Origin of the sequence: Arthrobacter oryzae (assembly GCF_030718995.1) — a bacterium.
Classification (GTDB): domain Bacteria; phylum Actinomycetota; class Actinomycetes; order Actinomycetales; family Micrococcaceae; genus Arthrobacter; species Arthrobacter oryzae_C.
In genome coordinates this window covers 1,116,193-1,142,540 of sequence record NZ_CP132204.1, presented here as the reverse complement: position 1 = coordinate 1,142,540, position 26,348 = coordinate 1,116,193, and the positions used below count along the sequence as shown (strand labels likewise).

Below are 26,348 nucleotides of genomic sequence, written 5' to 3'. Positions count from 1 at the left end.
CCGCTTAGCCGCTCCGTCCGGCGGTGTCGATGACGCAGAAGCGGTTGCCTTCGGGATCGGCCATGATCACGTAGTCCGCGTCCGCGGGCCGTTTGCTCCACTCGACCCGGGTGGCGCCGAGGCCCAGGAGCCGCTGCACTTCGCCTGCCTGGTCCTCGGTGTAAAGGTCCAGATGGATGCGCGGCGGGATTTGCACTGCCGCCGGGACGCGGTCCAGCGAGATGCAGGTGCCCGCACCGCCCGGCGGCTGCAGGATCACAAAGTCGTCGTCGGGCGCGTGCCGCGGCTCGAAGCCGAGGGCGGCCTGCCAGAAGGCCATCTGGGCCTGGAGGTCGTCAACCCGGATCACGATCGAGCCAATGCTCAGCATCCGGCCAAGGTACACCGACGCACACTGCCCTGCAACGCACCGCGGGATCTTTCTGCTGCCTCGAGTAGTTGCTCTTGACCGCGCACGTCGGGTGCGTAGCGTTGGCCCATGGAACTCATCTCTGACAACCCGGACCTAGCGGATCTCCCGTCGGAACGCCCGGCCGCACGGCGGTACTGGTGGCACCGATGCTGGTGACAGAATCGACAGTCGATGTCGCGGGATTGACGGGCCGTGATGTCACCGACTTCATGGTGTCCTGCACCGATGAGCAATACCGGAACTGGTGGCCCGGCACCCACCTGCAGCTCCACGTGCTGGGGCGGGCCACCGGCGGGGTAGGCGACGTGGTGGTCATGGACGAGTTCGTAGGCCGGCGCCGGTTGCGCCTGCGCGGAGTCGTGGAAGCTGCCGAACCGGGCCGCAGGCTAGTGTGGCGCTTCCGGAAGATCGTTCCTCTACCGGCGCGCCTGACCCTGGAGCTCACCCCGGTACCGGGCGGGGTGTCGGTGCGCCACACGATCACCGCCGGATGGCCCGGAATCGGCCGCGTGCTGGACCCGCTGCTCCGGCTGTACTTCACGCCCACATTCATCGCGGAGCTGGATGCCCACGTGCGCACGGAATTCCCATTGCTGCGGGACTACCTCCGCCCCAGTTCGGAATCCAGCACTGATGACTGACCGCCGGCCTCAGCCGAGGAGATGGGAAACCCGCCGGGACGCGTCCCTCCACTAGGCTGGCAAGCAAAGAACCCTCCCGGCGGGCCGCCCTTTGTGGCATCAGCCTGCCCCGAGCCGACCGAGCTGTTGGAGAATCATGACCCGGAAGATCACTGTCAGCCTGCCCGATGCCGTACTTCGCGAGTACCTGACGCCGCACCCGGACGTCACCGTTGTGGAGTGGGACTTTGCGGGCGAGCCGCCGCAGCCGCAGATCGATATCGTGGTCCCGCCGTATATGGGCGGAACGCGGGTCCTCCGGAACCTCGAGGCGGTGGAGACCGCCCTGGTGCAGAGCCAGTCAATCGGGTACGACGGCGTGGCCGACTCGCTCCCGGAAGGCCGGGTTTTCGCCAACGCGGCCGGCGTTCACGAGACATCCACTGCCGAGCTGACGCTGGCCATGATCCTGGCCAGCCAGCGGGAACTTCCGCGGCTCATGAAGAGCCAACAGGACGGCGTCTGGGACGCCCGGCCCACCGCCAGCCTGGCCGACCGCCGCGTCCTCATTGTGGGCTACGGCGGAGTGGGCAAGGCAATCGAGCAGCGGCTCATCCCGTTCGAAACAAGTGTCACTCGGGTGGCCAGCCGTCAGCGGACGGACGAAAACGGCACCATCCACGGCATAGACGAACTGCCCGCGCTGCTGCCGGAGCACGACATCGTGGTGGTCGGTGTTCCCCTCAGCGACGCCACCAAGCACCTGATCGATGACGCCTTCCTTTCGGCAATGCCCGACGGCGCGCTGCTGGTCAACGTGGCCCGCGGACCGGTGGCGGACACGGAGGCGCTGGTCCGCCACACCGGCTCCGGCCGGATCCGCGCCGCGCTGGACGTCACGGATCCCGAACCGCTGCCGCAGGACCACCCGCTGTGGGGCACGCCCGGCGTCATCATCACCCCGCACGTGGGCGGAGCAAGCTCCGCGATGCGCCCGCGCATGGGCCGGCTGCTGCAGCGGCAGATTGACTTGATGCTGGCGGGGGAGCCGCCGGTCAATGTGGTGCTCGGCGGCTGAGCTACCCGCGGCCGCGCTGCAGGCCCGTCAGTAACGCCTCCCCGGTCTGCCTCCAGATGCCGTGGCCGGCCTTGTCCGCGGTCCCGGCACCGGCTAACCCGGTACCGGCTGAAGCTTGGGCCACCAGCCAGTCCCCGAAATGCGTGATGTCCCGGCCGCGGGCTGCTGCCACTGCGTCGCAGGCAAAGCCAACGGCGGACGATCCGTCGCTGAGCTGGACCGAACCCAGCAGCATCGGCTCAGGGAGCTCCGCGAGGAAGGACCCGAGGGCGGCCTCGGACAACAGCCACCTCTCGGCCGCCAGTTCGGCCCCGTCGTCGGAACGGACGACGCCGGGCTTCGGCGGCTGGGTGTCCAGCGCCACCATCCGGTAACGGGGTGCCAGGGTAACGGGACCGTCCCAGAACGAGCCCCGCCGTTCCAGTTCGGCCACCAGCGGCTGGCCTTTGCGGTGCGCGCCCACCACTACCAGCGGCACCGCCTGCGCACCGGCGGCAACGGGCCAAGGCCGCCGGTCAGCGGCGGCACGGCGTGGTGCGGCCCCGGTAGCGAACAGTGCCGGGAGGTCCGGTGTGGCTTCAATCCTGCGGGCAATACCGGCCACTACACCGTCGTCGAACGTGCGCCCCACCACGGTGAGGCCGAACTGCGCGGCACGGCCGCCGTCAGCCTCTGCCACGGTGCCGGCCGGAACAGCGACTGCACACATATCGAAAAGATTGCAGAAGTTGGTGTACGTGCCCAGGCGCGAGTTGACCCCCACCGGGTCCGCGGCCACCTCCGCCAGCGTCGGGTGGAACGGAGTGGTGGGCACAATCAGGGCATCAAATCCCTCAAGCCGGGACAGGGCCTCCCGCTTCAGCTCCTCCAGGGCCGCCGTGTCCGTCACATACTGGTGGGCGGGCACCCCGCCCGCTGCAGTGATGATGCCGGTCACCGTCGGATCCAGCCCCGCGGCGGCGCCGCTTTTGAACCCGTCACCGGCGACGGCGGCGTCTATGAATTGTCCGACGGCGGCGTGGCGCTCGGCCACGAGGGCGCCGTCGTACAGCAGCCGGGCCGCCCGCAGGAAGACGTCCAGTTCGATCGGCTCGGCGTCCACACCCGTGGACCGCAGCCGGTCGATCTGGGCGCCGAATTCCGCAGCCCATTCATCCGGCAGCGCCGGCAGCGACGCCGGGTACGCCGCCCGCGGCCGGGACGGTGCGGCCAGCCGTGTGTCCGCCGGCCACGTTCGCGATGCCCCGGCCATGATCCCCATGGCCAGCTCCGCGGTGTCGAGGTCGCGGGCCAGGATGGTGGCGGTATCCCAGGAACGGCACGCGGGCACCATTCCCGCCGTCGACACCACATTCAAGGTGGGCTTGATGCCCACGATTCCCTGCAGCCCGGCCGGAACCCGGCCGGACCCTGCAGTGTCCGTTCCGATGGCGATATCCACAAGGCCCAGCGCCACGGCCACAGCGGACCCCGAGCTGGATCCTCCCGAGATCCTCTCCGGCTGCCGTGCATCACGGACGGCGCCGTAGGGGCTCCGGGTCCCCACGAGCCCGGTGGCGAACTGGTCCAGATTGGTTGCGCCCAGCACCACCGCGCCGGCGGTACGCAGCCGTGCCACTGCCGCGGCATCCTCCGCTGGCTCATATCCGAAGCCCGGGCATGCCGCCGTCGTGGTCACTCCGGCGACGTCCACATTGTTCTTGACCGCCAGCAGGAGTCCGGCCAGGGGCAGGTCTTCGCCGGCGGCCGCCTGGGCGTCGATGTGTGCCGCCTCCGCCAGCAGGTCTTCGCGGCTGCGGATCTTGATCCAGATCTCGGGGCGGTCGACGGCGTCAATTGCGGCGAGTGCCGCCGTCACCCGGTTGGTGGCTGATTCGCTGACGCCGCTCATGCCGCGCTCCCTTCGAGGACGAAGTTCTCTTCGTTGATTTCTGCGGCTTCGAGGACCACCAGCGGCTCACCTGCCACCACCTGGGACCCGGCGCTGGGCAACACCCGGAGCACAATCCCGTCGCTGGGTGCGGTGAGGACGGTTTCCATCTTCATGGCTTCGATGGAGACCAGCGGCTGGCCGGCCACCACCTTGTCTCCGGGCGCGACGTCCACCTTCCAGACGCTGGCCGCGAACGGCGAGCTCACCAGGGTCCCGCCGTCGGGAACCACCACGTCTTCCGACGGCAGGGCGACGGCGACGGCCTTTTCCGCGCGGTCGAACTCCCCGGCGTCCTCCCAGGCCTTGCGTTCGATGGCGAAAGCTTTCTCCTGCCGTGCCCGGAAGGCGGCGATCGAATCGCTGTTCTCATCAAGGAAGTCCTCGTGCTCCGCAAGGGAGAAGGTTCCGTCCTCGATCTCCACGCCCCGGCCCCGCCCGGCTGCCATGTCCGCCCGCAGGTCCAGGAGTTCCTCCGGGCTGACGGGGTACCAGGAAATCCGGTCGAAGAACCTGAGCAGCCACGGTGAGCCGGGCTCAAACGGGGCAGCCGTGGCGTGCCGGGACCAGACCTGCGTGGTGCGGCCGACGAACTGGTAGCCGCCCGGCCCTTCCATGCCGTAGATGCACATGTAGGCGCCGCCGATTCCCACGGCGTTCTCCGGAGTCCAGGTCCTGGCGGGGTTGTATTTCGTGGTGACCAGGCGGTGCCGCGGGTCCAGCGGCGTGGCCACGGGAGCACCGAGGTAGACGTCGCCCAGGCCGAGCACGAGGTAGTCGGCGTTGAAGACGGTGTCGAACACGTCGTTCACGGAGTCCAGTCCATTGATGCGGCGGATGAACTCGATGTTCCACGGGCACCACGGTGCGTCGTCGCGCACGCCAGCCATGTACCGCTCGATTGCCTCACGCGTGGCGGGGTCGTCCCAGGACAGCGGAAGCCTGACGGAGCGGCTCGGAACGACGAGCTCCGAGCTGGCGGGGAGGCCGGCATCGATTTCCCGCACGATGCCCAGCAGCCGGGCGGTGGGGAGGACGGACGGATCGGCCTTGACCTGAAGGGAACGGATGCCGGGCGTGAGGTCCACGATGCCGGGAAGCCGCAGCCGCTCGAGCTCCTGGTGCAGGGCGTGGACCCGGGCGCGGAGGCCGAGGTCCAGCACCATGTCGCCGTATTCCACGAGCAGGTTGTCGTCCCCCGAGCGGCGGTAGGTGACCGCCGGGCGGCCGTCGCCTTCGGGCACGCGGCCCAGCACGCCGTCGTCGCCGTCGCCCTTTGAGCCGTCGCCCTTTGAGCCGTCGCCCTTTGAGCCGGGCAGGAGCAGCTGCCGGGCCGGTCCGAGTTCTTTCGCGGACGGCGCCTGGACCGTCGTGACCGGAACGAAGCGGACCGTGTCGCCGGGCCGGAGCTGGCCCAGCTTCCAGCGGTCGCCGGTAACCACGGTGACCGGGCAGACGAAGCCGCCGAGGCTGGGACCGTCCGGGCCCAGCAGGATGGGGGTGTCTCCGGTGAAGTCCAGGGCGCCCACCGAGTAGGCGGTGTCGTGGATGTTGGAGGGGTGCAGACCGGCTTCGCCGCCGTCGTTCCGTGCCCAGCGCGGCTTCGGTCCGATGAGGCGCACGCCGGTCCTGGCAGAGTTGAAGTGCACCTCGTAGGACGCCGCGAACAGTTCGTTGATGTCCTCGCGCTGGAAGAACTCCGGGGCCCCGTGCGGTCCCTCCACCACCATGAGCTCCCACTGCCTGGCCAGTGCCGGGCGGCTTTCCGGCGGAACGGGGGAGGGCACAATGTCAGGTGCGGTCCCGGCGACGTTACGGAGCACGTCACCGGCGCGCAGCACCCGGCCGCCGTGCCCGCCGAACTGGCCGAGGGTGAACGTGGACGCGCTGCCGAGGTATGTCGGGATGTCGAGGCCACCTTCGAAGAGGATGTAGCCGCGGAGTCCGGCGCCCTCGGCCGATCCGACGTCGAGCACGCCGCCAGCGGGAACTGTGACCGGTTCCCAGGCCGGTACGGCATCGCCGTTGACGGTGACGGCCACGTCGGCTCCGGTGACGCAGACGGTGGTGGCATGGGTGACGTGCAGCGCCGGCCCGGCCATAGTGAATTCGAGCCCGGGCGCACCTTCCGGATTTCCCAGTGCCACGTTGCCCAGGCGGAAGGACAGATCGTCCATGGGGCCGCTCGGGGGAACGCCCACCTGCCAGAGGCCGGTCCGTCCGGGCCAGTCCTGAACGCTCGTCTGGAGTCCGGGGCGCTCCACGGTGATGCGGGGTTCGGGGTCGCCGACGCTGTCCAAGGTGCCGGTGGAGTGCGCGGCGGCCCGGACCACGTCCAGCCCGGTGACGGACCGGAGCATGCCGAGGTTGGTTTCGATGCCGTCCATGCGCGTTTCCGCCAAGGCATCGGCCAGGGAATCGAGGGCTTCGTCCCGGCTGGCGCCGAAGGTGATGAGTTTGCCCAGGAGCGGGTCGTAGTTGGTGGACACGTCGCTGCCGGTTTCCACCCAGGCGTCAACGCGGACGACGCCGGAGCTCGGGTATTGGGCGTTGGTGACGGTTCCGGCGCTGGGCTGGAAGTTGCGGGCCGGGTCCTCGGCGTAGATCCGGGCTTCCACAGCGTGGCCGGTCACCGGAAGGCTGTCCGGCAGGCCGTCCAGCACGGGCTGCTGCTGCGCAAGGTTGAGCATCCATTCCACGAGGTCGACGCCGGTCACGGCTTCGGTGACCGGGTGCTCCACCTGGAGGCGGGCGTTGACTTCGAGGAAGGACGCTTCCTGCCGGACGGGGTCGTAGACGAACTCCACGGTTCCCGCGGAGCGGTAGTCCACCGACGCGCACAGGGCCCGGGAGCTGCGGTGCAGTTCTTCGCGCAGCCCGTCCGGAAGGTCCGGGGCCGGCGCTTCTTCGAGTACTTTCTGGTGCCGGCGCTGCAACGAGCAGTCGCGGTCGCCGAGACTGACCACGCGGCCTTCGCCGTCGCCGAAAATCTGCACCTCAACGTGGCGGGCCTGCTCGATGTAGCGCTCCGCGAACACCCCGGCGGTGCCGAAGCTCGAGCTGGCGAGCCGGGCCACCCGGGCATAGCTCTCGGCCAGTTCGGCTTCGCTGCGGCATACGGCCATGCCGATGCCGCCGCCGCCGCCGGTTGCCTTGAGCATCAGCGGGAAACCGATCGTGGCGGAGGCAGCGACTGCTGCGTCGAGGTCGTCCAACAGTCCCGAACCGGCGATCATGGGCACGCCGGCGCGGTGGGCGGCGTCCCGGGCTGTGTGCTTGGTGCCGAAGATCCGCAGCTGGTCCGGGGTAGGGCCCACGAAGACCAGCCCGGCGGCTTCTATGGCCTCGGCGAACCCGGCGTCTTCGGACAGGAAGCCGTAGCCGGGGTGGATGGCGCCGGCGCCGGTTGCAGCCGCTGCGGCCAGGATCGCGTCCACCCGGAGGTACGACTCCTTGGCGGGTGCCGGTCCCAGCAGCACGGCTTCATCGGCGAGGCGCACGTGCTTGGCGCCGCGGTCCGCCTCGGAGAAGACGGCAACGGTCCGCAGCCCCACCTTGCGGGCGGATTCGATGATGCGGCAGGCGATTTCGCCGCGGTTGGCGACGAGGAGGGTGTCGAAGCGGTTCATCGTGAGGCCTCCGGGCGGGTGACGATCATGCGCACGGGCGTGGGGTTGAAGCCGTTGCAGGGGTTGTTGATCTGGGGGCAGTTGGAGACCAGGACCAGGGTGTCGGCCTCGGCGCGGAGTGCCACGCGCTTGCCGGGAGCGGAGAGCCCGTCCACGATGCCCAGGGCGCCGTCCGGGTCCACGGGCACGTTCATGAACCAGTTGATGTTGGAGACGATGTCCGGTTTGCCGAGGCCCCATTTGGAGCCCTCGATGAGGAAGTTCTCCACGCAGGCGTGCTGTTCGTGGGTGTGCTGGCCGTAGCGCAGAGTGTTGGATTCCTGCGAGCAGGCACCACCGATGGTGTCGTGGACACCCACCTCGTCGGCAACGACGGTCATGAGCGGTTCGCCGCTGTCAGACCTGAGCACCGATCCGGTGGTGAGGAAGATGGAGCCTTGGGCGGCGATGGTTGCGGCGGCGGAGTACCTGGCAGCGGTGTCTCCGTCTGCGTAGAGAAGGCAGTCAACGGCCTGGTTGCCTTCCAGGTCCACGATGGTGAGGACGTCCCCGGCTTCCACCACAGCAGACCACGGGCCGCGGGCTTCGACGTATTCGTCCAGGACGACGTGTCCCGGGACCAGGGCGGCGGTTGCGGCGTCCGGCTGGATGCTGAATGTGCTGGTGTTCATGCGGAAGTCCTTGCGGTGAAGTCGTGTTCGGTGTTCTGGAGGGCGAGCAGGTGCTCGGGACCGGGCGTGAATCCGAGTCCGCCGGCGGCGAGTGCTTCGAGGTCCTGCGGGGCCTGCCACGCAACGATGTCCACGGCGGTTCCGGTGAAGCCCGGCCGCGGATCCAGCGGGTGGGCAGAGTTCGCCAGCACCAGGACTGCGTCCATGTGAAGGAGAAGTTCGACGGCGCTGCCGGAACCGGCGCTGCCGGTGAACCGGATGCCGCCGTCGGCGTCCACGGTGGTGCCCTTGAAGAAGGAAATCGACGGCGGCACTTCCCGCTGGCTGATGCCGTGCTTGAGGGCGCCGAGCGTGAGCAGTTCGCGGCCGGCCGGTGACGCGCTGTGCGCGGAGCCGGCACCGTACTTTGCCTGGTTGCCTGCAAGATTGGTGGTTCCGGTGAGGGCATCGTGCCTGCCTGAGGAGTCGGCTACGAGGGTGGCCATCAGCCGTCCCGCATCGGACAGCAGCGGATGGCCCTGGCCGAGGTAGGCCTGCCACGGGACCTTCACCGTGTCAGCCACGTTGATCCGCTCGAAGCTCGCGCCGGCGCGGAAGAGCACGGCGTGGACGCAGGCGTCGCCGTCAGTATCGGTGAGCCGGATCCTGGTTCCGCGGGCCAGTTCCAAGTGGGTGTACCGGCCAAACGCGAGGGATTCTGCCCAGGTGAGCGAGGCTGCGGCTGCCTCCGGCAGCCCGGCGGTCAGGCATTCGGGTGCTGCTGCCGCGGGCACGTACATCATGGTGTCCGTCGTCCGCCCGTGCTGGGCGCGGGCGTGGGCGCGTGCACCCGCCGTGGTGGCGGTTCCGGCGGCGGCGGTTCCGACGGTGGCGGTTCCGGCGGCGGTCTGTGCGGATTCGATGGTCTGTGTCATGTCAGTCATTTCTTGGCTGTCTTAGCCGGTTGGCTGTGTTGTCGGTGATCAGTCGTCTGTCCCTACGCTGCTGGCGCGTCGGGGTTTTTACGGCTCCGTACCCAGAGGCCGAGGAGCAACACAGCGCCCACCATGAGGGGTGCGGAGAACAGCAGGAGACCGTTTTCGCCGCTGGGGTCGTACACCTCGGGGCGCGGCCAGGCGAGGTTCACCACCATCACGGCGCCGTAGAGGACGGCCAGGATGTTCACGGGGAGTCCCCAGCGCCCCAGCGAGAACAGTCCCGCGGGCATGGTCTGGCCCACACGGTCCCAGTCTCCGCGCAGACGGCTGAGCAGCTGCGGAACGGTGACCAGAAGGTAAGCCAGGTAGACCATGACGATGCACACACTGCAGAGCGTGGTGAACAGGGCGGCGTTGCCGATATTGATGGCCAGGACTCCGACGGCGAGGCCGCCGATCGCGATGGACGGCCACATCGGGGTGCCGCGCTCCGGGTGGACGGAGGAGAGAAGTGCGGAGGCGGGGAGTTTGCCGTCGCGGGCCATCGAGAACACCAGGCGGGATCCCGCCGTCTGGATGGCCAGGGTGCAGACGAAGATCGCCACGGCGACGTCCACCAGGAGGACCTTGCCCCAGAAAGTTCCCAGGACGGCGGTCAGCACGTACGGCAGGCCCTCGGCCGCGAGGCGTCCATCGTCGAGGCTGGGTGCGGCCATGAGCGCCGTGATGATCATGAGCCCGCCGCCGATGCCGGAAATAATGAGGGCCGAGAGGATGGTGCGGGGTGCTGTCCTGCGGGGGTTCTTGGTCTCTTCCGAGAGTTCTCCGGCGGAGTTGAAACCGACCATGACGTAGGCGGCCATCAGGCCGGAGACCAGGAAGGCGCCAACGGCGCCCAGATCCGAGCCGGCCACTACGCTGACGTCCGCCACCACTTCGGGCCCGCGCTGGGCGGCCGAGATCAGGGCGAGGATGACGGCCGCCACACCGACGATTTCGCAAGTCACGCCGATGGAGTTGACGTGGGACATGAGCTTGACGCCCAGGCAGTTGATCACGGTGGTGACCACCAGGAGTGCGGCGCCGAGCACCACCGCGTTGGCGGCGCCGGTGACGGTGGCCAGTGCGGGATCGCCGCCCACAACCTGGAAGCCGTCCCACAACTGGGGGAGGACCACCTGGAGCGCAATGGCGGCGGCGGCCGCGGTGACAACCTGGGCAATGGCCATGAACCAGCCGGCGAACCAGCCCACCAGTTCGCCGCCCATTCGGCGGGCCCACTGGTAAACGGCACCCGACAACGGGTAGCGGGCTGCGAGTTCGGCGAAGTTCAGGGCAACGAGCAGTTGGCCGATCAGTACTACCGGCCAGGTCCAGAAGAACGCAGGTCCGGCAAAGGAGTAGCCGAAGGCAAAGAGCTGGAAGATCGTGGTCAGGATCGAAACGAACGAGAATCCTGCGGCGAAGGACGCGTAGCGCCCAAGTTTGCGGTGCAATGACGGCTGGTAGCCGAGCGAGGTCAGGTCTGCATCGTCTGCGTGGGCGGACGCCGTCGAAATGGTGGAAGTCATCGGATTCTCCGTGTCTGGAACGGGGGCTGGTGACCACATCTGGGTAGCCGCTGGATGGCCCCTCCCGAAATACCGGTCACTTGATAGTTTTCCAGTGCACTGTCCCGGTTCCGTTTCGCCGGTGTAAAAGCTGGATTTCGGGGTGTTTCAGTTCTGTGAACAAAAACTCACCGGCTCCCTGGCCTGCTGAGGCGGCGCATTCCGCCTGCCGTGCGGTGTAAGAATGTGGGGTGACTTCAGCCGGACCGGGACGACCCCGCAAGCAGCAGCCAGTGCGCCCGGGGGCCACTGCCCGGGACGAAATCCTCGATGCTGCCGCCGAACTCTTCACCGGCCAGGGTTTCGCGAACACCTCCACGCGGGCCATCGCCGATGCCGTGGGCATGCGCCAGTCATCGCTCTACCATCACTTCGGCACGAAAGATGACATCCTCGGTGAACTGCTGAAGGGGACCGTGGCTGGCGGTTTGGACTTCGCGAGGGCTGTCTTTTCGGCTTCCCGGCCGGACCGGGCAGTGACGGCGGCTGCCGCGCTCCACGCAGTGGCGCTCTATGACGGGAGCCTGCTGTGCAGGGCCCGTTGGAACCTCGGCGTCCTCTATCACCTGCCGGAAGCCCGGGCGGAACGTTTCGAAACGTTCATGGCGGACAGGCGCGAGCTGCGGCAGCTGTACCGGAACCTGGGCCAACGGGTCGAGGAACTGCTCCCACCTGCCGGCGGCCCCGGCAGCGCGCCCCTCGGTGAGCTCGCGTTCCGCTTGGTTGAGTCATTGATCAACCTACGCGCCGACGGGCTCGTGGACGATCACTCAGCTTCGCAGACGGCCGATGCAGCCGTTGTGCTGGCAGGCCTCCCCGCTGAACTGGCCGAGGTCCGGTCACTCAGCAGAAGCCTGATATCTGGACATGGCGGTGAGCTCTCCGGGCCGGACGTCGTCCGCTAAGCCTCAAGCTGGCAGCCTGCTACTGCCGCCTTTCTTCGCGGACTGGTCTGAGCCGGTGCGGCGCACCCTCAGGGGGTGTGGCGGGGAACGTGCAGGTGAACTCGCCCCGGTAGCCAAAGAGGAACCCCAGGACGGGATTCCGTACCTGCATCTGAATGGTGAAAACCCCGCGCTTGTCGTCAAAGCTCTCGTACAGCTCCGCGGTACCAGTGAAGAGTGCGGGAAAAGTGAATCCGATGAAGCCCTCGTAGAACCGCTGGCCCGTTGACTGGAGATGCAGCGACCCGTCCGGCAGCACCTCCAAGAAGAGTCCCGTGGCTAGATGCTGGTGTGTGCCGAGGTAGTCGATGATGCCCCCGGTGTCCGGACTGTAAACCATGGTGGCATCGAAGCGGCGCCTCCTGGACCGCGGGAGTTCGAGGGTGCGGACGAAAGTGACGGTGGGCCGGCCAAATCCATCAATATAGGGATAGTTCTCGATGGTGAACGGGACGTTCTCGCCCTGGTCGGGAAAGAGGATGTTGCGGTATGCCCCGATCCGCAGAAACGGAACCGTCCACCATGCCCCCCGGCGGACCTCGGAAAAGACTCCGCGGCCCACGCATGCGTAGCCGGCATCGGTGTCAACGCCGAAGCGTTTCTGCAGCATCGGGTGGAGCCGGCCGAAATCCCGCCCGAGCGCCTGCTCAAAGATCGAAGCCACGCTACTTCCTCTCCGCCGGCCAGCCCGCACGGTCCGGCGACGGAAGCACCGCCAGAGCGGAAGGGGCAAGCCCGGCCCGCTCATCCGGCGCATGCCGCAGGCACCGCCCGGCCCGAGGTACGGTCCGGTGCGCCGGGAGGAGGCATGAGGCCAGCGCCACAGTTGCACCCAAAGCAGCGGCCGCGGCCGCGTGGTGTCCGGTCAGTGCCTGCCGGAGCAGCAGGGCCGCCGCGACGAGGCCGCTTGCCCTGACCAGAGCGTCGATGATCCACCTGTTCCGTGAATCAGCAGGATCAAGGTCAGACTCTGCCCACAGCCGCAGGCGGTCGAAGCTGAGGGCCGTCGCCCAGCCCAACGCCGGCCGGATGACGCGGCCGTCCAGCATCTTTCCAAGTATGCCCATGCCCGGCCGGTAGTTGTAGCCGGTGATGAAGCGCACGCCGTCAGCGGTTGGGATGTACCGCCAATAACCGGAGCCTGGCCCGATGGGCGAGAGAGCATCTGCGGTGGTGAACTTCAGCACGGAGGTGGCCTGCCCGTCGGCATGCATTCGGTGGCCCAGGGAAGTCCCGGTGCCTTTGATGGTGTGGAACGGAAGCTGGAACTCGTAGCGAAAGCGGGCAGTCCCGCCGTCGTCGGACTCGGTGGGGACTATCCGGGAGAACCGCAGGTCCCAGCGGGGATGCAGGGCCGGATCCTGGCTCAGTGTCCACAGCCGCTCCATGGATGTGCAGATGCCAATTTCGACGTAAATCTGCCCATGCGTCCCCGATGGTTTCCCGCGTTGATGCTCCCCCATTCCAGCATCCTAATTCCCCCGCTTCGTTCGCCAGGGCGTTACGCGCTGGTGGCGTCCTGCACTTCGCCTACGAGCTCTTCGATGATGTCCTCCAGGAAGAGGACGCCGGTGGTGTTGCCGTCGGCGTCGAAGACCCGGGCCACATGGGCGCCGGTGCGGCGCATCGTGGCCAGGGCATCCTCGAGTTCGCTGCCGCTGAAGGCGGACGCCAGTTTGCGGATGCGCTTTGCCGGGACCGGCCTGCCGAACTTTTCCGGGGTTGTCAGGTCCATGACGTCCTTCAGGTGCAGGTACCCGGAGGGTACGCCGTCGTCGTCCGTGAGGATGTAACGGGAGTAGCCGTGCTGAGCCACCGCACGCTGGATGTCCGCGGGGGTGGACGACGCCGGCAGGAGCACCATTTCGCTGATGGGCACCTCCACGTCGGCAACGGTTTTGGCCGTGAACTCGAACGCCGCCGTCAGGGTGCCGCTGGTGTCGGTGAGCATGCCGTCCCGGGTGGACTGCTCCACGATGTTCGCCACTTCGTCCAGCGTGTAGGCGCTGGTGGCCTCGTCCTTGGGCTGGACCTTGAAGAGCCGCAGGATGGAGTTGGCTATCCCGTTGAGGGCCCAGATCACCGGCTTGAACACCCTGGCCACCATCACCAGCGGCGGGGCCAGGATGAGCGCGGCCCGGGTGGGAACCGAGAACGAGATGTTCTTGGGGACCATTTCGCCGATGACCACGTGCAGGAAGGTCACCAGCAGCAGTGCCGCCACGAAGGCGATGATGCCGATTGCCTCGCCGGACAGGGAGGTCAGGCCCAGCGGGATCTCGAGCAGGTGGTGGATGGCCGGCTCGGAGACGTTAAGGATCACCAGTGAACAGACGGTGATGCCCAGCTGGCTGGTGGCCAGCATGAGCGTGGCATGTTCCATGGCCCACAGCGTGGTCTTCGCTGCCTTGCTGCCGGCCTCAGCCTTGGGCTCGATCTGGGAACGGCGGGCGGAGATCACCGCGAACTCGGCTCCCACGAAGAACGCGTTGACCACCAGGAGCACCGCCAGCCAGATGATGCCGGGAAGGTATTCACTCATGGGTCAGCTCCTGCGTGAGGTTGTCGATGATGCGGTCGTGCGGGCTCTGGGGAGCTTCCTGGGTTTCGTCCGGCGTGAAGCGCAGGCGCTCCACGTGCGTGCCAACCACCCGTTCCACCCGCAGGGCACCGCCGTTGACGGTGACTTCGTCGCCGAGTTCGGGGATGCGGTCCAGCTGGTCGGTGACGAAGCCGGCGATCGTGTCGTATTCCTCGCCGTCCGGCACTTCGATACCGGTCCGGTCGAGGAGTTCATCCGGGCGCAGTGAGGCGTCGAACGTGATGGAGCGGCCCGTCCGGACCACGCCCACACGGGCGCGGTCGTGTTCGTCCTCGAGCTCGCCCACAATTTCTTCCACCAGGTCTTCGAGCGTGACGATTCCGGCCGTTCCGCCGTGCTCGTCGGACACGATGGCCACCTGGAGGCCCTGCCTGCGCAGCAGGACCAGCAGGGTGTCCACGCCCATGGACTCGGGGACGCGCAGCGGGTCGATCATGAGCTCAGCGGCGGTGACAGTGGCGCGGTCCGCCAGGGCCACGGCAAACGCCTGCTTCACGTGCAGCACGCCCAGGACCTCGTCGCGGTCCCGGCCGATCACCGGGAAACGCGAGTAGCCCGTCGAGGTGGCGAGGGCGACGATCTGTTCCGCCGAGTCATCGGCGTTGACCGCCGTCATCCGGACCCGGGGGGTCATGACGTCGGCAGCGGAGTGCTCGGAGAAGCGCAGGGTGCGATGCAGCAGGACCGCATGGTCGACGTCGAGCACGCCTTCCAGCGCGGAGCGCCGGACGAGGGAGCTGAGCTCCTCTGCGCTGCGTGCGCCGGACAGTTCTTCCTTCGGCTCGATCCCGAACGACCGGATGATGCCGTTGGCCGTGTTGTTGAACAGCAGGATCACGGGCTTGAAGACGGCGGTGAACAGGGCCTGGAACGGAATCACCACCTTGGCGGTGGCAAGCGGCAAGGCCAGGGCGAAGTTCTTGGGAACCAATTCGCCTATCACCATCGAGAAGATGGTGGCAAGGAAAATTCCGACGACGGCGCCCACGCCGGGTACCAGGCCTTCGGGAAGTCCTGCTGCGAGCAACGGCCCGCTGAGCATGGTGCTGATGGCAGGTTCAAAGGTGTAGCCGGTGAGGAGCGTGGTGAGGGTGATGCCGAGTTGCGCCCCGGAGAGGTGCGTCGAAGTGATCTTCAGGGCCTTGATGGTGGGCGCAAGGCGCTTCTCACCGCGGGCCTGGCGGGCTTCAAGATCGTTCCGGTCCAGATTGACCAGCGCGAACTCGGAGGCGACGAAGAATCCGGTGCCGACCGTGAGGACAAGGCCGATGCCGAGCATGATCCATTCATACATTCGGGCGCCCCTCTCCCGTGGTGGCCGGCGAACCGGTCAGAAGGATGAGGGGCTTGGGCATATGTGAAGGAGGGTCATCCATAATGCCGTCCAGTCTACTGGTCGCGGGGTCAGAGATTAGGAGTGTGCGCCGTAGGCGAAAACCCGGTTGATGTGCCCTTCAGGAACACATAGGCTATTAAGTGCACACTCATGCACTTATGCACGCGGGAAGTTGGGCCATGCTTACTGTTTTGCGGGACGGAACCTACCGCCGGTTGTTTGCCGCGCAGGTTGTCGCCCTGCTGGGAACCGGGCTTTTGACGGTTGCGCTGGGCCTGCTTGCGTTCGACCTGGAAGGCAGCAACGCCGGCGCCGTCATGGGCACGGCCTTGCTCATCAAGATGCTCGCGTACGTGGGATTCGCGCCGGTGGTCAATGCCCTGGTGGCGCGGCTGCCCAAGAAGCCGGTGCTGATCGGGGCGGACCTGGTCCGCGCAGGCATGGCGCTGTGCCTGCCCTTCATAACGGAGGCCTGGCAGATCTATGTTGTGGTGTTCCTGCTGCAGTCGGCGTCCGCCACGTTCACGCCCGCGTTCCAGTCCCTGATCCCCACCGTGCTGAAAGATGAGCGCGACTACACGCGGGCCCTCTCACTGTCCCGCCTGGCCTACGACATGGAAGCGCTGGTCAGTCCCGCGGCGGCAGCCCTGCTGCTGACGGTGGTCAGCTACAACAACCTGTTCCTCGGCACAGTGTTCGGGTTTGTTTTCTCCGCCATCATGGTCGCTGTGACAGTCCTGCCGCAGGCTATGGCCCCCGCGGGCCCGGTGACGTCGCTGTGGCACCGGACCACGCTGGGTGCGCGGATATTTTGGCGCACCAGCCGGCTGCGGTCCCTGCTGGCGCTGAACGTGGTGGTGGCGGCGCCCACCGCCATGGTGCTGGTTAATACCGTGGTCTATGTCCGTGACGTGCTGCACCGCCCGGACGCGGACCTTGCCCTTGCGCTCGCCTGCTTCGGGGTGGGCTCCATGGCGGTGGCCCTGTCCGCGCCTGCTGTACTGGAGCGGTTCGGGGACCGGGCGGTGATGCTGACCGGCGCCGTCGTCATTCCCGTGGCGCTGTGCGCCGCCACCGCAACCATGTTCCTGGCGCCGCCCGGTGCGGGGTGGTGGTGGCTGCTGGGGCTCTGGTTCCTGCTGGGGGCGGGCAACTCCACCATCCTGACGCCGTCGGCGCGGCTGCTGCGGGACGCCTCCACCGAGGACACCCGGCCCTATGTTTTCACGGCGCAGTTCTCCCTCTCGCACGCCTGCTACATCGTGGCCTATCCGCTCTCAGGATGGATCGGGGCGGCCGCCGGACTGGGCTGGGCGGCGCTGGCGCTGACAATCCTTGCGATACTGGGAAGCGCAGGAGCCTTCCTGTCCTGGCCCCGGCGCAGCAGCCCCGGGGCAGTCCGGCCCGAGACCGAGGAGCAGCCCGTTGAGCAGTCAACCGAGCATCCCGCTAGCCGCGTCCGCTGACGAGCCCTCGCTCGTCCACGCTGTAGCGCCCGGTGCGGAACTGCTGGAAACGGCCGCCGGCACCCTGCGGATGCTCGCCGAGCCCACCCGGCTGCATCTGCTGTGGCAGCTTGGCCAGGGTCCGAAGACCGTTACCGAACTCACGGACCGGGCGGGCGTGCCCCGCACCGTCGTCAGCCAGCACCTCGCCAAGCTCCGCCTCAGCGGGCTGGTGGATACGCGGAAAGACGGGCGGCACGTCATTTACTCCCTGCGCGACGGGCACCTGATCCGGCTCATCCAGGAGACCATCAACCACGCGGACCACCGGGTCACCGGCGAGCCCGTCCACGAGTAGCACCCGCAGCCGCGCTGCAGCGTGGGCGAGAGGTGCCTGCAAAAATGGGGCATGCCTCGGCATAACTATCCGATCAGACGAGGATGGCAACATGGGAAGGCGGGAAAGCTGAAACAGCAAGAATGGGGCATCGTCGTTCGCAAGAACGATGGCGAGATTCTCTACTACTGCTTGCCCGCCGGAAGTCAAGGACCAGAGCGGTGGAGCTATCGAGAAAACGAGGCTTTGCGATTTGGATCTCAGGACGCGGCTTATTCTCTCAGCCAAACGTTTGCGACGAATGCGGTCGCGTTGGATTATCGGGTCGTCCCGCTGACCCCTTTGAAGGCATAATCCATCAAGCGGTGCTGCGGCATAGCGCCGAGTTCAAGAAGTGCTCGCCTCGAACAACCGCAATGGAGCGGACGTAGGCGGCAGCTCGTCGAAAGGGTCCCCCCAAACACAAAAACCTCTCGCTGCATTACACTCTGCGAATCGTCCCTTTCGGGGTTCCTAAAGTGCAGCGGTGGCAGCATTCCACAGGGCAGGATGGTTGCATGAGCTGTGTATTTTGTTCCTTGCTGCTAGGGGCCACATCTGCTGATTGGGTCGCGAGAGAGGAGCATGCCGCTGCGTTCCTACCCCTGCCAACGAGCTCATTAGCCCCCGGACACACTCTGGTGATCCCCACGGCGCATGCATCGGGAGTCCACGAAGCGGGTTTTTCTTCGCTAATCGCCACAATGGCGCTTATCCAGAAAGTCAGTCTGGCCATGCGCCACGCCTTGGGCGCCCCAGGCGTGAATATACTCAGCGCCAGTGGTCCAGGATCCGAGCAATCCGTATCCCATCTTCACTTCCATGTCGTTCCTCGATGGGAAGCTGACGGGTTGACAACATGGCCGAGTCAGCGCTCCCTGAAGAAGATTTCAGAGAGCCCTGCGCTTTTACTCGCCGACGCTATCCGCGGGTTTGATGCTGGTGAACTAAGCGGCCCGCGCGGCTGAGACGAACGCTGGCCCATTCGAGAACGGCGCGGGGACGACCGTTAATCTCTTCCATCTTTTAACCGCCGGTTCACCTGTATTCCGGTGAATCTCGAGGATTGTGCAGGGGGGCCGAGTTCGAATGTTCCTCTAGCAACAGCTGAACATATCGCTCGCGCTTGTCCGTAAGCCCCGACGGCCCAACCTTCCGCGTACCGCGTCGCGAACGTCCCGCAAAACACCCCTTCCGGTCAGATGTTGCGACGCTCAGGAGAAAGCAGTAACCACCACAATTCAAACTTTTGTGAACCTGCACCCATCCACCTCCCCGGCCGGCCACGAATGGCTTGTAAGTCCTGCGGTAATCGATGATGTCCGGCCCCGATCGGGAGGTGAAGCAAATGCGCGCCAGTGCGTCCTGGCTTCCCTCCGCCCTGCGCAGCCTCATTTTGGGTGCGCTGCTTGCGGCTGCCTGGGTCATTTTCGGGGCCGTCTCGGCGCAGGCTTCGTCCCTGCTGCCGCCTGTCACGGACACAGTCACGTCTGATGCCGCCACAGTTGATCAGGGCCCGCTGGCTGCGGTGACTGAACCTGTCGCCACGGTGGCAGCCCCGCTGGCGCCCCAGGTCCAGGCCGTCGCCGAACCCGTTTTGGCTCCCGTTGACGACGCCGTGGCGCCCGTCGCGGCGCCGGTCACCGCCGTCGTCGAACAGGTCACCCAAGCGACTGCTCCGGTTACGGCGCTCGCGTCCGACGTCGTCGCCCCTGTCACGCAAACGGTCGCCGCCATCACGGCGCCGGTCACCGGCCTGGCGGCTGAGGTCACTGCACCTGTGCTGGCCCCGGTCGGGTCTGCCGCCGGTGATGTTGCCGCCGCCGTCCCCGACGTCGTCGGCGATCCTGCACAACTGCCCACCGCGGGGTCCACCCAGCCGAAGCCTGCACCCGCGGACGTCGCCGGTTCTGCCGCTGCCCCGGCTGCTGAGGGCCTGGCCCGGATTTCCCTGGCGACCCCCGTGCAGGACGTCGCGCCTGCCCAGACGGCAATGTCCGACGGCGGCAGCACCGTCGTCATGACGGCGCGGACTCCCGCTCCCGAGCGTCCCGCAACGCCAGCTCCCGCTGCGCCGGCAACGGCCCCGGCGGGTTCCGGCTCGATGCTGAGGACGGGCGGCGACGGCGGGTCCGCCGCTGCAGCCGACGTCACTGCCTTCCAGTTTTCCTTGACGCAGATCTCGCTCAAGGATGTCCGCGATTCCTCCGACGAGCTGCCCGGTTCGGTCAGCCTGGACCACGGCTTTTCCCCCGACTAGTGAGGCCGGCACCGCGCCCTCTGCGCGGACGGCACTTCGCCACGCACCTCCCGTGCCTGGCTCTCATTTCACTAGTAAGGAACCAATTGTCATGAAATCTTTCGTACGCACCACCCTGTGCAGCGCCGTGTTCGCCGGCGGAGTACTCATCCTCGGCGCCGGCGCAGCCTCCGCCTCTGATTCCACCACCACGACATCCGACCTTGGCCTCGGCTCGGGAACCAGCATCGCCCTGAACCTGGGCGCCAGCCTGGATGCCGCCGCTTCTGCGGTGTCTGAAGGTTCGGTAGTGAACGACGGCGGGTCCTCCGCCGCCGGGCACGGCACCACTGACGGTAGTGTGGTTTCGGACCTGAGTGCGGGCCTTGGCCTCAATCTGGACGCCGACGCCAACCTCCACACGGCCACCTACACCGTGACCGAGGGTTCGGTGGTGAATGACTCTGTTGTGAACGACGGCGGCACCTCCACCTGGAACCAGGGCTCCACTGAGGGCAGTGTTGTGTCGGACCTGAACGCCGGTCTGAACCTGGATGCCGACGCCAGCCTGGATGCTGCAGCTTCGGCTGTGTCCGAGGGCTCTGTCGTGAACGACGGCCACAGCACGTGGAGCGAAGGCTCCGCTGAGGGCAGCGTTGTGTCGGACCTGAACGCCGGTCTGAACCTGGATGCTGACGCCAACCTGGATGCCGCGGCCACCGCGGTGTCTGAGGGTTCGGTTGTTAACGACGGCCACAGCACCTGGAGCGAAGGCTCCACTGAGGGCAGCATCGTCTCCGACCTGAACGCCGGTCTGAACCTGGATGCTGACGCCAGCCTGGATGCTGCGGCCAAGACCGTCTCTGAGGGTTCGGTTGTGAACGATGGCCACAGCACGTGGAACGAAGGCTCCACTGAGGGCAGTGTTGTGTCGGACCTGAACGCCGGTCTGAACCTGAACGCTGATGCGAACCTTGATGCTGCGGCCAACACCGTGTCTGAGGGTTCGGTTGTGAACGACGGCCATGGCACCTGGAACGAAGGCTCCACCGAGGGCAGCATTGTGTCGGACCTGAACGCCGGTCTGAACCTGAACGCTGATGCGAACCTCGATGCCGCGGCCAACACCGTGTCTGAGGGTTCTGTTGTGAACGATGGCGGCAACAGCCTCCTCTAGGTAGACAAGTCTGTCTCGCCATGAGCGCGGCTGACTAAAGAGCCGGGGTGCTGTCCTATGACAGCATCCCGGCTCCTATCTTTAGGAGGAAGACATCAAGGCCACTTTCAAGGACGGCGTCCTCGAAGTCTGCACAGCCGTTCCGGAGCGGGAGCTGAGCGAGTCCAAGGGGAAGAAGCTTCCCATCACCCGCAGCTAGCTGCCGAACCCTGCGCCGCGGACGCCGCCGGGTCTAAGCTGAATGCGGGCACGATATTTCACCCGCACACGATTTCTCCGGACGGCCCGCCGACTCGGATTGTCCGGGGACTGGCTCCAGGACGTTCCATGGCTGAAAAACTTCCACTGGATGAGCTCTCGGGCGCAATCGGCAGGATCCGCCGCCTGCTCCTGAGAGACATGGTGAACCGTGCCTGCGGCATCCTGGTGCAGCGGCAGGGCTTCGGATACGAGCGGGCCTTGGAGGAACTGATTCGCCTGGCCAAGCGGGGCCGGATGACCCTTGCCGAGGCCAGCGTGGAAATCATTGCAGCCATGCCGGGCGGCAGGGATTAAGGGTTCGCCATCATGGGCTTCGATCTCAACGAACCCGAGCAACGCCGGCAGCTCCGGGCAGCGCTGAAGGCCGCGGACCTCACGGCGGGGGAACTCTGGCTGAACTACTTCAGCATCGGCGGCGGTGTGGGCGAATACGAAGTCGAAGCGTATCTGCAGGGGTTGCTGTCCCTTCCGCCGATCCAGCGGGACCTTCTCGCCATGGCCGCCAACGAACTCATCGAGGCCGTTCCCCGCCTGTATGCGCCGTACTCCGATGACCCGTATCTGGCCGGCTCCGCCTGGGAATCGGCGCAACAGTCGGCCCAGGAACCAGCCCAGAAATCAGGGCAGGACGACGACGGCGATCACGGCGCTCGCGGCATGCCCGGCTCTGACGAGCCGACTGATCCGACCGGCGACGACTAGCAGCCCTGACCGCGATATGGAGGGGCCTTATTGCTCTGATGGTGCGCGCCGCCCCGCAACTAGGCTGGAAACCCGTTAACGCATGACCTAGAGAGTGGAGGCTGACAACGATGTCCGGACACTTCGAATTGATAAGCGCACCCGACGGCGGGTACAGGTTCCAGCTGATCGGCAAGTCGGGGGAACTCGTGGCGATGTCGGTAAAGTTCCCCAGCAAACGGGCGGCCGCGGCAGGAATCTATCGCGTAGGTGAGATCGCCGGGACCGGCCTGATCCGCGACCTGACCGAGAGCCGCCGGGGCGAACCCTCCCACCGGATCAGGCCATCGCAGCCCGTGCCGGTCCACACCGGCACTCAGCGGGTCCGCGCGCGGGCAGCCCACCCGCATCTCGACCTGGAACACGCGCAGATCGGCAGCTCCGTCCACTAAAGCGCATCTACAGGGATACGCTGCCGCTCACCACGGACCGGCTCACCCCGCCGATCCAGATGGCGTCATCCTCGACGGTGACGGTCAGGAGGCCGCCGCGTCCCAGTACAGTGCCTTGCTGGACGGTGTAGTTCCCGTCCACCACGCCTTCGCGCAGGAGCCATTGCGCCAGCCCGGCGTTGAGGCTGCCGGTTACCGGGTCCTCGGGAACGCTCAAACCGGGAACGAACGCCCGCACTTCAAAGTCCGCGGGTCCGCCCGCCGGGTAGCGTCCGATGACGCCGATGCAGAGCTCATCCATCAGTCCGAAGTCGGGCTGCAACTGCAGAACTGCTTCGGCGGAGTCCAGCCGGATTCCCAGCCAGCCCGGGCCGTTGTCCACCCAGTTGCTGCCGAGGACCTGGCCGGCGTCTAGGCCCAGGCTGGCGAGGGCCTGTTCCAGTACTTCCGGTTCAACCGGACCGGAACGGACCAGCGGCGGTGCCGCGAATGCGAGATCAGTGCCCGAGCGGCGGATCTTGACCAGCCCTGCCTCGCATTCCTGCACCAGCTCCCCGTCACGGCGGGGCTGCCCGCCTTTTTCCAGCCACGCGTGCGCCGAGCCAAGGGTGGGGTGCCCGGCGAACGGCAGTTCGGCCGCCGGCGTGAAAATACGCAGCTTGTAGTCCGCTTCCGGGTGCGACGGCTCCAGGAGGAACGTGGTCTCGGAGAGGTTGGTCCAGTTCGCGAAGCTTTGCATCTGTTCCGTGGACAGGCCGCGGGCGTCGTGCACGACGGCGACCGGGTTGCCTGCCTTGGGGCCGGGGGCAAAGACGTCGACCTGTGAGAAGGGATATTCGTTCGCTGTGGTGGGCATGCTGGTCATAGCAACCAACCGTAGGTGGCCAGCGCGCCCCGGAACCATAGCCAATTCCGGAAAGTGGCCTTGTTCAGCCCTCGCTATTCCAGCCCGTGCCAGGACCACTTCGGGATGAGCAGCCGTCCGGCACGAGCCCTTGCCTTATCTTCTGGCTTGCTGGTCGGAAGCCGGCAACTCCTTCTGTGGTTGGAAGAACGCGTTGATTGCGGGCTGCCACATCAGCACGCTTCCGGCCACGGCGAGGATGAGGCTCACCATGGGAAGCACGGACCAGTGGTTGTTGACAGCGCTTGAAACGTAAAACACCGCGACGAGAGTCAGAACGATCCTGGCCCAGTGGGCGCCCCTGAGCAGCCGAAATGCCGCCCAGACCTGAAGCGCGGCGAAAGGAGCCCCGAACGCTACCCCCAGCAGTTCGAGCCAGCCCCATTCGGCCCGGTGCGTGCCGATCCGAACCAGGGTGAGGATCCCGGGCACCGCCCAGGAAGTAAAAGTGCTGGCGATCCAGAACGCCGTCGACGCTCTCACTGCCGACGGAACCGTGGCCGCTCCGCCAAAAATGAAACGCTGTTCCCCCATGGAATTCCCCCACTACACCGTGTATTTCGCGGGCACAAAGGTGCACCCAAACTTCAGCCTAGCTGGAACCCCCGCTGCACTTCCTGCCTAGTGGACGGCACCAAGCTCGATGAGCAGGACGCCGCCGATGATGAGGCCGAGCCCCAGCATCATGACTGGGGTGATTGTCTCCTTGAAGAAGACGCGGCTTCCCAGTGCGGTCAGGGCGACGCCGGCAGCGGCCCAGGTGCCGTACGCAACCCCGAGGCTCATTCCCTGGTCCAGGGTCAGGGTGAGGAGGGCAAACGCCAGGAAATACCCGACGCCGACCGGTAGGTACCAGCGGCGCTTGCCGGTGGACGCGACACGCAGGAACAAGGTGGCGGTCACCTCGGTGAGGATGGCCCCTGCCAGCAGAAGCCACATCATGAGCTGGCCATTTCCTTTGCCGGCTCTCCGGCCGGCGTTTTGTGCGACCCCAGTTCAACGCAGAGGACCCCGCCGATGACCATGGCTACCCCGACCAGCATGACAGGGGTCAGTGCTTCGCCGAAGATGAGGGCCGCCAGCAGCACCGTGAGGGTTACGCCCACCGCAGCCCAGATGCCGTAGGCGACCCCCAGGCCAAGGCCTTGGCGGAGGACCCCTGCGAGGAAACCGAAAGAAGCGGTGTAGCCGAGGACAACAACAATGAAGAAGGCAGGATGGTCCAGGGCAGCCTTCAGGGCAAGGGACGCACTCACCTCACTGAGGATCGCACCGGCCAGAAGAATCCACTTCATTCAATAAGTCCTTGAGAGTTGTTGGGCTGGTTATGCCTGGGGGAGCAGCCTGGAACCGGCCACCGCGGAGCTGCCGAGATCACTCCTTGTCAGAGCCTGCCGGCTGTCCAGCGCCCTGGTCCACGTGTCAGTATCCGCTACTGCTGCCCAGTTCGAGTTCAGCAACGTCAGGAGCGTCGTGTGGACCGTCTTTGCGTCAGCGAAGCCTGCGTCGTTGGCGAGGTTAATGGCGCCGGTGGCGTCTGAGAGGACTTCGGTGGTGAAGCCAAGGAACTCTGCTTCCACAGCTGAGGCGAGCACGCAGTTGTTGGTCATGTAGCCCACCAGGGTGACCGTGTCGACGTCGTGCTGGCGCAGCCAGGCGGCGACGTCCGTACCGGCGTACACGGACCCGTAGTCCTTGACGATGGAATGCCAGCTGCCGGTCTTGCGGCGTTCAATCTCGGGGTGCAGCTCGAATTCGGGCGTGCCGGGCGCAAACACGGGTGCACCTTCGCCAGCGGAGTGCTGGATCGCGACGATCGGAATGCCCGCTGCGGTGGCGGCGTCGACTGCCTTCGAAATCATGGGCAGCGACTCCTGGTGCGGCGGGTACCGGATCTCGAGCGGGCCGCCGAAGTACTGCTGCTGCACGTCGATGAGGATAAGGGCGCGGCGGGGGCTGGTCATGTTCTTGGTTCTCCCTGGGGGTTTCTGGGCTGCCTTCTGGCAACCGTTTCAGTCTTCCTGCTGCCGACGAATGCCAACAGTGGCACGAAGGCACATATACGATGGAATCGGGCCAATCAGGAAGAGGTGCAGCATGAGGATCGCGGTGTACGCCTTCGACGGGGCAACCATGTTTCACCTTGCTGTCCCGCAGATGGTTTTTGACGAGGTGGCCCGCCAGGGCATTGCCGGGTGGGAGACAGTTCTTTTTTCTGACCAGGCAGGCGGGATAACAACCGCTGAGGGGTATCGGCTGGGGGAGGTGAAAGGACCCGAAGCCGCCGAAGAGGCAGACGTTGTGGTGGTGCCCTCATGGTTCGACGACGGGCGAGTCCCCAGCGATTCGTTGCGGCGGGTGCTGCAGGGAGCGCACGGGAGAGGTGTGGCCATCCTGGGGCTGTGCCTTGGTGCCATTCCGGTAGCGGACGCAGGATTGCTGTCCGGACGCCGGGCCGTCACGCACTGGCAGGCGTTCGATTCTTTGGCTGCGCGGCACCCCGACGTCACCCTTGACCAGTCCGTTCTCTATATCGATCACGGGGACGTCCTGACCTCGGCCGGCACCGCCTCCGCGCTGGACGCCTGCCTACACCTGGTGCGTGCCCGGCTGGGAGCAGAAGCAGCGAACCACGTGGCACGCAGCCTCGTCATTGCCCCGCACCGTGAGGGCGGACAGGCGCAATACATTGAGCACCCCATCCCACCGCGCTCCACCGATGACCCGATCTCAAGGTTGCTCGAGTGGGCCCTGGGGCACCTGGCCCAACCCCTCACTATTGACTATCTCGCCGCACGGGCACACCTGAGCCGCCGCACTTTCGTCCGGGCCTTCCGGGCAGCAACTGGCACAACACCGGCAGCGTGGATTCGTGCCCGCCGGCTCGACGCAGCACGGCGCCTGCTCGAGACCACAGACCTGTCGATAGACCAGATCTCGGCCGACTGCGGATTCGGCAACGCCGTCACCCTCCGCCAGAACTTCGCGGCCGCCTTTTCCACGACACCAACGGAATACCGGCGCCGTTTTGATGCCCGCAGCGGGGCACCGTCGCCGCTTTAAG

Annotated in this window: 27 protein-coding genes; 12 read left to right on the top strand and 15 right to left on the bottom strand. The window is 66.5% G+C overall.

Features of this window, described 5'->3' with window-relative positions; translation table 11 throughout:
• Positions 1-4: 4 nt before the first annotated feature.
• Positions 5-370 carry a VOC family protein gene (locus Q8Z05_RS05315; protein WP_305942447.1) on the bottom strand — a complete coding sequence of 122 codons (366 nt, stop codon included), beginning with the start codon at positions 368-370 and terminating at the stop codon, positions 5-7.
• 194 nt (positions 371-564) lie between these two features.
• On the opposite strand from Q8Z05_RS05315, the gene Q8Z05_RS05310 reads away from it, so the two are divergent.
• Positions 565-1,053 carry an SRPBCC domain-containing protein gene (locus tag Q8Z05_RS05310; protein ID WP_305942446.1) on the top strand — a complete coding sequence of 163 codons (489 nt, stop codon included), beginning with the start codon at positions 565-567 and terminating at the stop codon, positions 1,051-1,053.
• 136 nt (positions 1,054-1,189) lie between these two features.
• Entirely contained in the window at positions 1,190-2,110 is a 921-nt protein-coding gene (locus Q8Z05_RS05305; protein WP_305942445.1) for a 2-hydroxyacid dehydrogenase, read from the top strand.
• Position 2,111: 1 nt separating this feature from the next.
• Here Q8Z05_RS05305 and atzF read toward each other — a convergent pair whose 3' ends face one another.
• The 5 genes from atzF to Q8Z05_RS05280 are packed head-to-tail and all read right to left on the bottom strand — an operon-like array spanning position 2,112 to position 10,828.
• The gene (gene atzF, locus Q8Z05_RS05300; protein ID WP_305942444.1) at positions 2,112-4,001 is read right to left on the bottom strand and encodes an allophanate hydrolase; all 1,890 of its coding nucleotides are present in this window, start codon (positions 3,999-4,001) and stop codon (positions 2,112-2,114) included.
• On the bottom strand, positions 3,998-7,669 hold the full coding sequence (uca, locus tag Q8Z05_RS05295) for an urea carboxylase (protein WP_305942443.1): 3,672 nt from the start codon (positions 7,667-7,669) through the stop codon (positions 3,998-4,000). Before uca ends, atzF begins: the two co-directional genes overlap by 4 nt.
• Entirely contained in the window at positions 7,666-8,340 is a 675-nt protein-coding gene (locus Q8Z05_RS05290; protein WP_305942442.1) for an urea amidolyase associated protein UAAP2, read from the bottom strand. The genes uca and Q8Z05_RS05290 overlap by 4 nt, the downstream gene beginning before the upstream one ends.
• On the bottom strand, positions 8,337-9,263 hold the full coding sequence (locus Q8Z05_RS05285; protein ID WP_371745930.1) for an urea amidolyase associated protein UAAP1: 927 nt from the start codon (positions 9,261-9,263) through the stop codon (positions 8,337-8,339). Before Q8Z05_RS05285 ends, Q8Z05_RS05290 begins: the two co-directional genes overlap by 4 nt.
• A 53-nt stretch (positions 9,264-9,316) precedes the next feature.
• Positions 9,317-10,828, bottom strand: coding sequence for an amino acid permease (locus tag Q8Z05_RS05280; protein WP_305942441.1), 1,512 nt, complete (start codon positions 10,826-10,828; stop codon positions 9,317-9,319).
• A gap of 230 nt (positions 10,829-11,058) precedes the next feature.
• Here Q8Z05_RS05280 and Q8Z05_RS05275 point away from each other — a divergent pair, with 230 nt between their 5' ends.
• Positions 11,059-11,772: a TetR/AcrR family transcriptional regulator gene (locus tag Q8Z05_RS05275; RefSeq protein WP_305942440.1), complete on the top strand. Its 714-nt coding sequence runs from the start codon at positions 11,059-11,061 to the stop codon at positions 11,770-11,772.
• Positions 11,773-11,791: 19 nt separating this feature from the next.
• On the opposite strand, the gene Q8Z05_RS05270 is transcribed toward Q8Z05_RS05275, so the two are convergent.
• From Q8Z05_RS05270 to Q8Z05_RS05255, 4 genes are read right to left on the bottom strand one after another with little or no spacing between them, the layout of a single operon-like run.
• On the bottom strand, positions 11,792-12,475 hold the full coding sequence (locus Q8Z05_RS05270) for a DUF4166 domain-containing protein (protein WP_305942439.1): 684 nt from the start codon (positions 12,473-12,475) through the stop codon (positions 11,792-11,794).
• Between the two features lies 1 nt (position 12,476).
• Positions 12,477-13,274 (bottom strand): hypothetical protein, encoded by a 798-nt coding sequence (locus Q8Z05_RS05265; RefSeq protein ID WP_305942438.1) that lies wholly within the window; start codon positions 13,272-13,274, stop codon positions 12,477-12,479.
• 38 nt (positions 13,275-13,312) lie between these two features.
• Positions 13,313-14,353 (bottom strand): hemolysin family protein, encoded by a 1,041-nt coding sequence (locus Q8Z05_RS05260; RefSeq protein WP_305942437.1) that lies wholly within the window; start codon positions 14,351-14,353, stop codon positions 13,313-13,315.
• Positions 14,346-15,707, bottom strand: a complete 1,362-nt coding sequence (locus tag Q8Z05_RS05255) for a hemolysin family protein (RefSeq protein ID WP_305942436.1) — start codon at positions 15,705-15,707, stop codon at positions 14,346-14,348. The genes Q8Z05_RS05260 and Q8Z05_RS05255 overlap by 8 nt, the downstream gene beginning before the upstream one ends.
• 221 nt (positions 15,708-15,928) lie before the next feature.
• On the opposite strand from Q8Z05_RS05255, the gene Q8Z05_RS05250 reads away from it, so the two are divergent.
• The 8 genes from Q8Z05_RS05250 (at position 15,929) to Q8Z05_RS05220 (ending at position 22,380) form a co-directional block, all read left to right on the top strand.
• A complete protein-coding gene (locus Q8Z05_RS05250) occupies positions 15,929-17,215 on the top strand; it encodes an MFS transporter (RefSeq protein WP_305942435.1) in 1,287 nt (428 codons plus the stop codon).
• Entirely contained in the window at positions 17,175-17,552 is a 378-nt protein-coding gene (locus Q8Z05_RS05245) for an ArsR/SmtB family transcription factor (protein ID WP_305942434.1), read from the top strand. Before Q8Z05_RS05250 ends, Q8Z05_RS05245 begins: the two co-directional genes overlap by 41 nt.
• Before the next feature lie 536 nt (positions 17,553-18,088).
• A complete protein-coding gene (locus tag Q8Z05_RS21460; protein ID WP_371745929.1) occupies positions 18,089-18,538 on the top strand; it encodes an HIT family protein in 450 nt (149 codons plus the stop codon).
• Positions 18,539-18,918: 380 nt separating this feature from the next.
• Positions 18,919-19,830: a hypothetical protein gene (locus tag Q8Z05_RS05240; RefSeq protein ID WP_305942433.1), complete on the top strand. Its 912-nt coding sequence runs from the start codon at positions 18,919-18,921 to the stop codon at positions 19,828-19,830.
• 91 nt (positions 19,831-19,921) lie between these two features.
• Positions 19,922-20,986 carry a hypothetical protein gene (locus Q8Z05_RS05235; protein WP_305942432.1) on the top strand — a complete coding sequence of 355 codons (1,065 nt, stop codon included), beginning with the start codon at positions 19,922-19,924 and terminating at the stop codon, positions 20,984-20,986.
• 327 nt (positions 20,987-21,313) lie between these two features.
• Positions 21,314-21,541 (top strand): ANTAR domain-containing protein, encoded by a 228-nt coding sequence (locus Q8Z05_RS05230; protein WP_305942431.1) that lies wholly within the window; start codon positions 21,314-21,316, stop codon positions 21,539-21,541.
• A 12-nt stretch (positions 21,542-21,553) separates the two neighbouring features.
• Positions 21,554-21,949 (top strand): hypothetical protein, encoded by a 396-nt coding sequence (locus Q8Z05_RS05225; RefSeq protein WP_305942430.1) that lies wholly within the window; start codon positions 21,554-21,556, stop codon positions 21,947-21,949.
• Positions 21,950-22,059: 110 nt separating this feature from the next.
• Positions 22,060-22,380: a YegP family protein gene (locus Q8Z05_RS05220; protein WP_305942429.1), complete on the top strand. Its 321-nt coding sequence runs from the start codon at positions 22,060-22,062 to the stop codon at positions 22,378-22,380.
• Positions 22,381-22,387: 7 nt separating this feature from the next.
• On the opposite strand, the gene Q8Z05_RS05215 is transcribed toward Q8Z05_RS05220, so the two are convergent.
• The 5 genes from Q8Z05_RS05215 to Q8Z05_RS05195 all read right to left on the bottom strand — a co-directional run bounded on the left by Q8Z05_RS05215 (position 22,388) and on the right by Q8Z05_RS05195 (position 25,248).
• Positions 22,388-23,245 carry a PhzF family phenazine biosynthesis protein gene (locus Q8Z05_RS05215; RefSeq protein ID WP_371745928.1) on the bottom strand — a complete coding sequence of 286 codons (858 nt, stop codon included), beginning with the start codon at positions 23,243-23,245 and terminating at the stop codon, positions 22,388-22,390.
• A 135-nt stretch (positions 23,246-23,380) separates the two neighbouring features.
• Entirely contained in the window at positions 23,381-23,818 is a 438-nt protein-coding gene (locus Q8Z05_RS05210; protein ID WP_305942428.1) for a hypothetical protein, read from the bottom strand.
• A gap of 87 nt (positions 23,819-23,905) precedes the next feature.
• Complete coding sequence (locus tag Q8Z05_RS05205; RefSeq protein WP_305942427.1) at positions 23,906-24,226, bottom strand: DMT family transporter; 321 nt, start codon at positions 24,224-24,226, stop codon at positions 23,906-23,908.
• A complete protein-coding gene (locus Q8Z05_RS05200; RefSeq protein ID WP_305942426.1) occupies positions 24,223-24,579 on the bottom strand; it encodes a DMT family transporter in 357 nt (118 codons plus the stop codon). Before Q8Z05_RS05200 ends, Q8Z05_RS05205 begins: the two co-directional genes overlap by 4 nt.
• 30 nt (positions 24,580-24,609) lie before the next feature.
• Entirely contained in the window at positions 24,610-25,248 is a 639-nt protein-coding gene (locus Q8Z05_RS05195; RefSeq protein WP_305942425.1) for an isochorismatase family protein, read from the bottom strand.
• A 133-nt stretch (positions 25,249-25,381) separates the two neighbouring features.
• Between Q8Z05_RS05195 and Q8Z05_RS05190 the strand changes: the two genes are divergently transcribed.
• Positions 25,382-26,347 (top strand): GlxA family transcriptional regulator, encoded by a 966-nt coding sequence (locus tag Q8Z05_RS05190; protein ID WP_305942424.1) that lies wholly within the window; start codon positions 25,382-25,384, stop codon positions 26,345-26,347.
• Position 26,348: the final 1 nt, after the last annotated feature.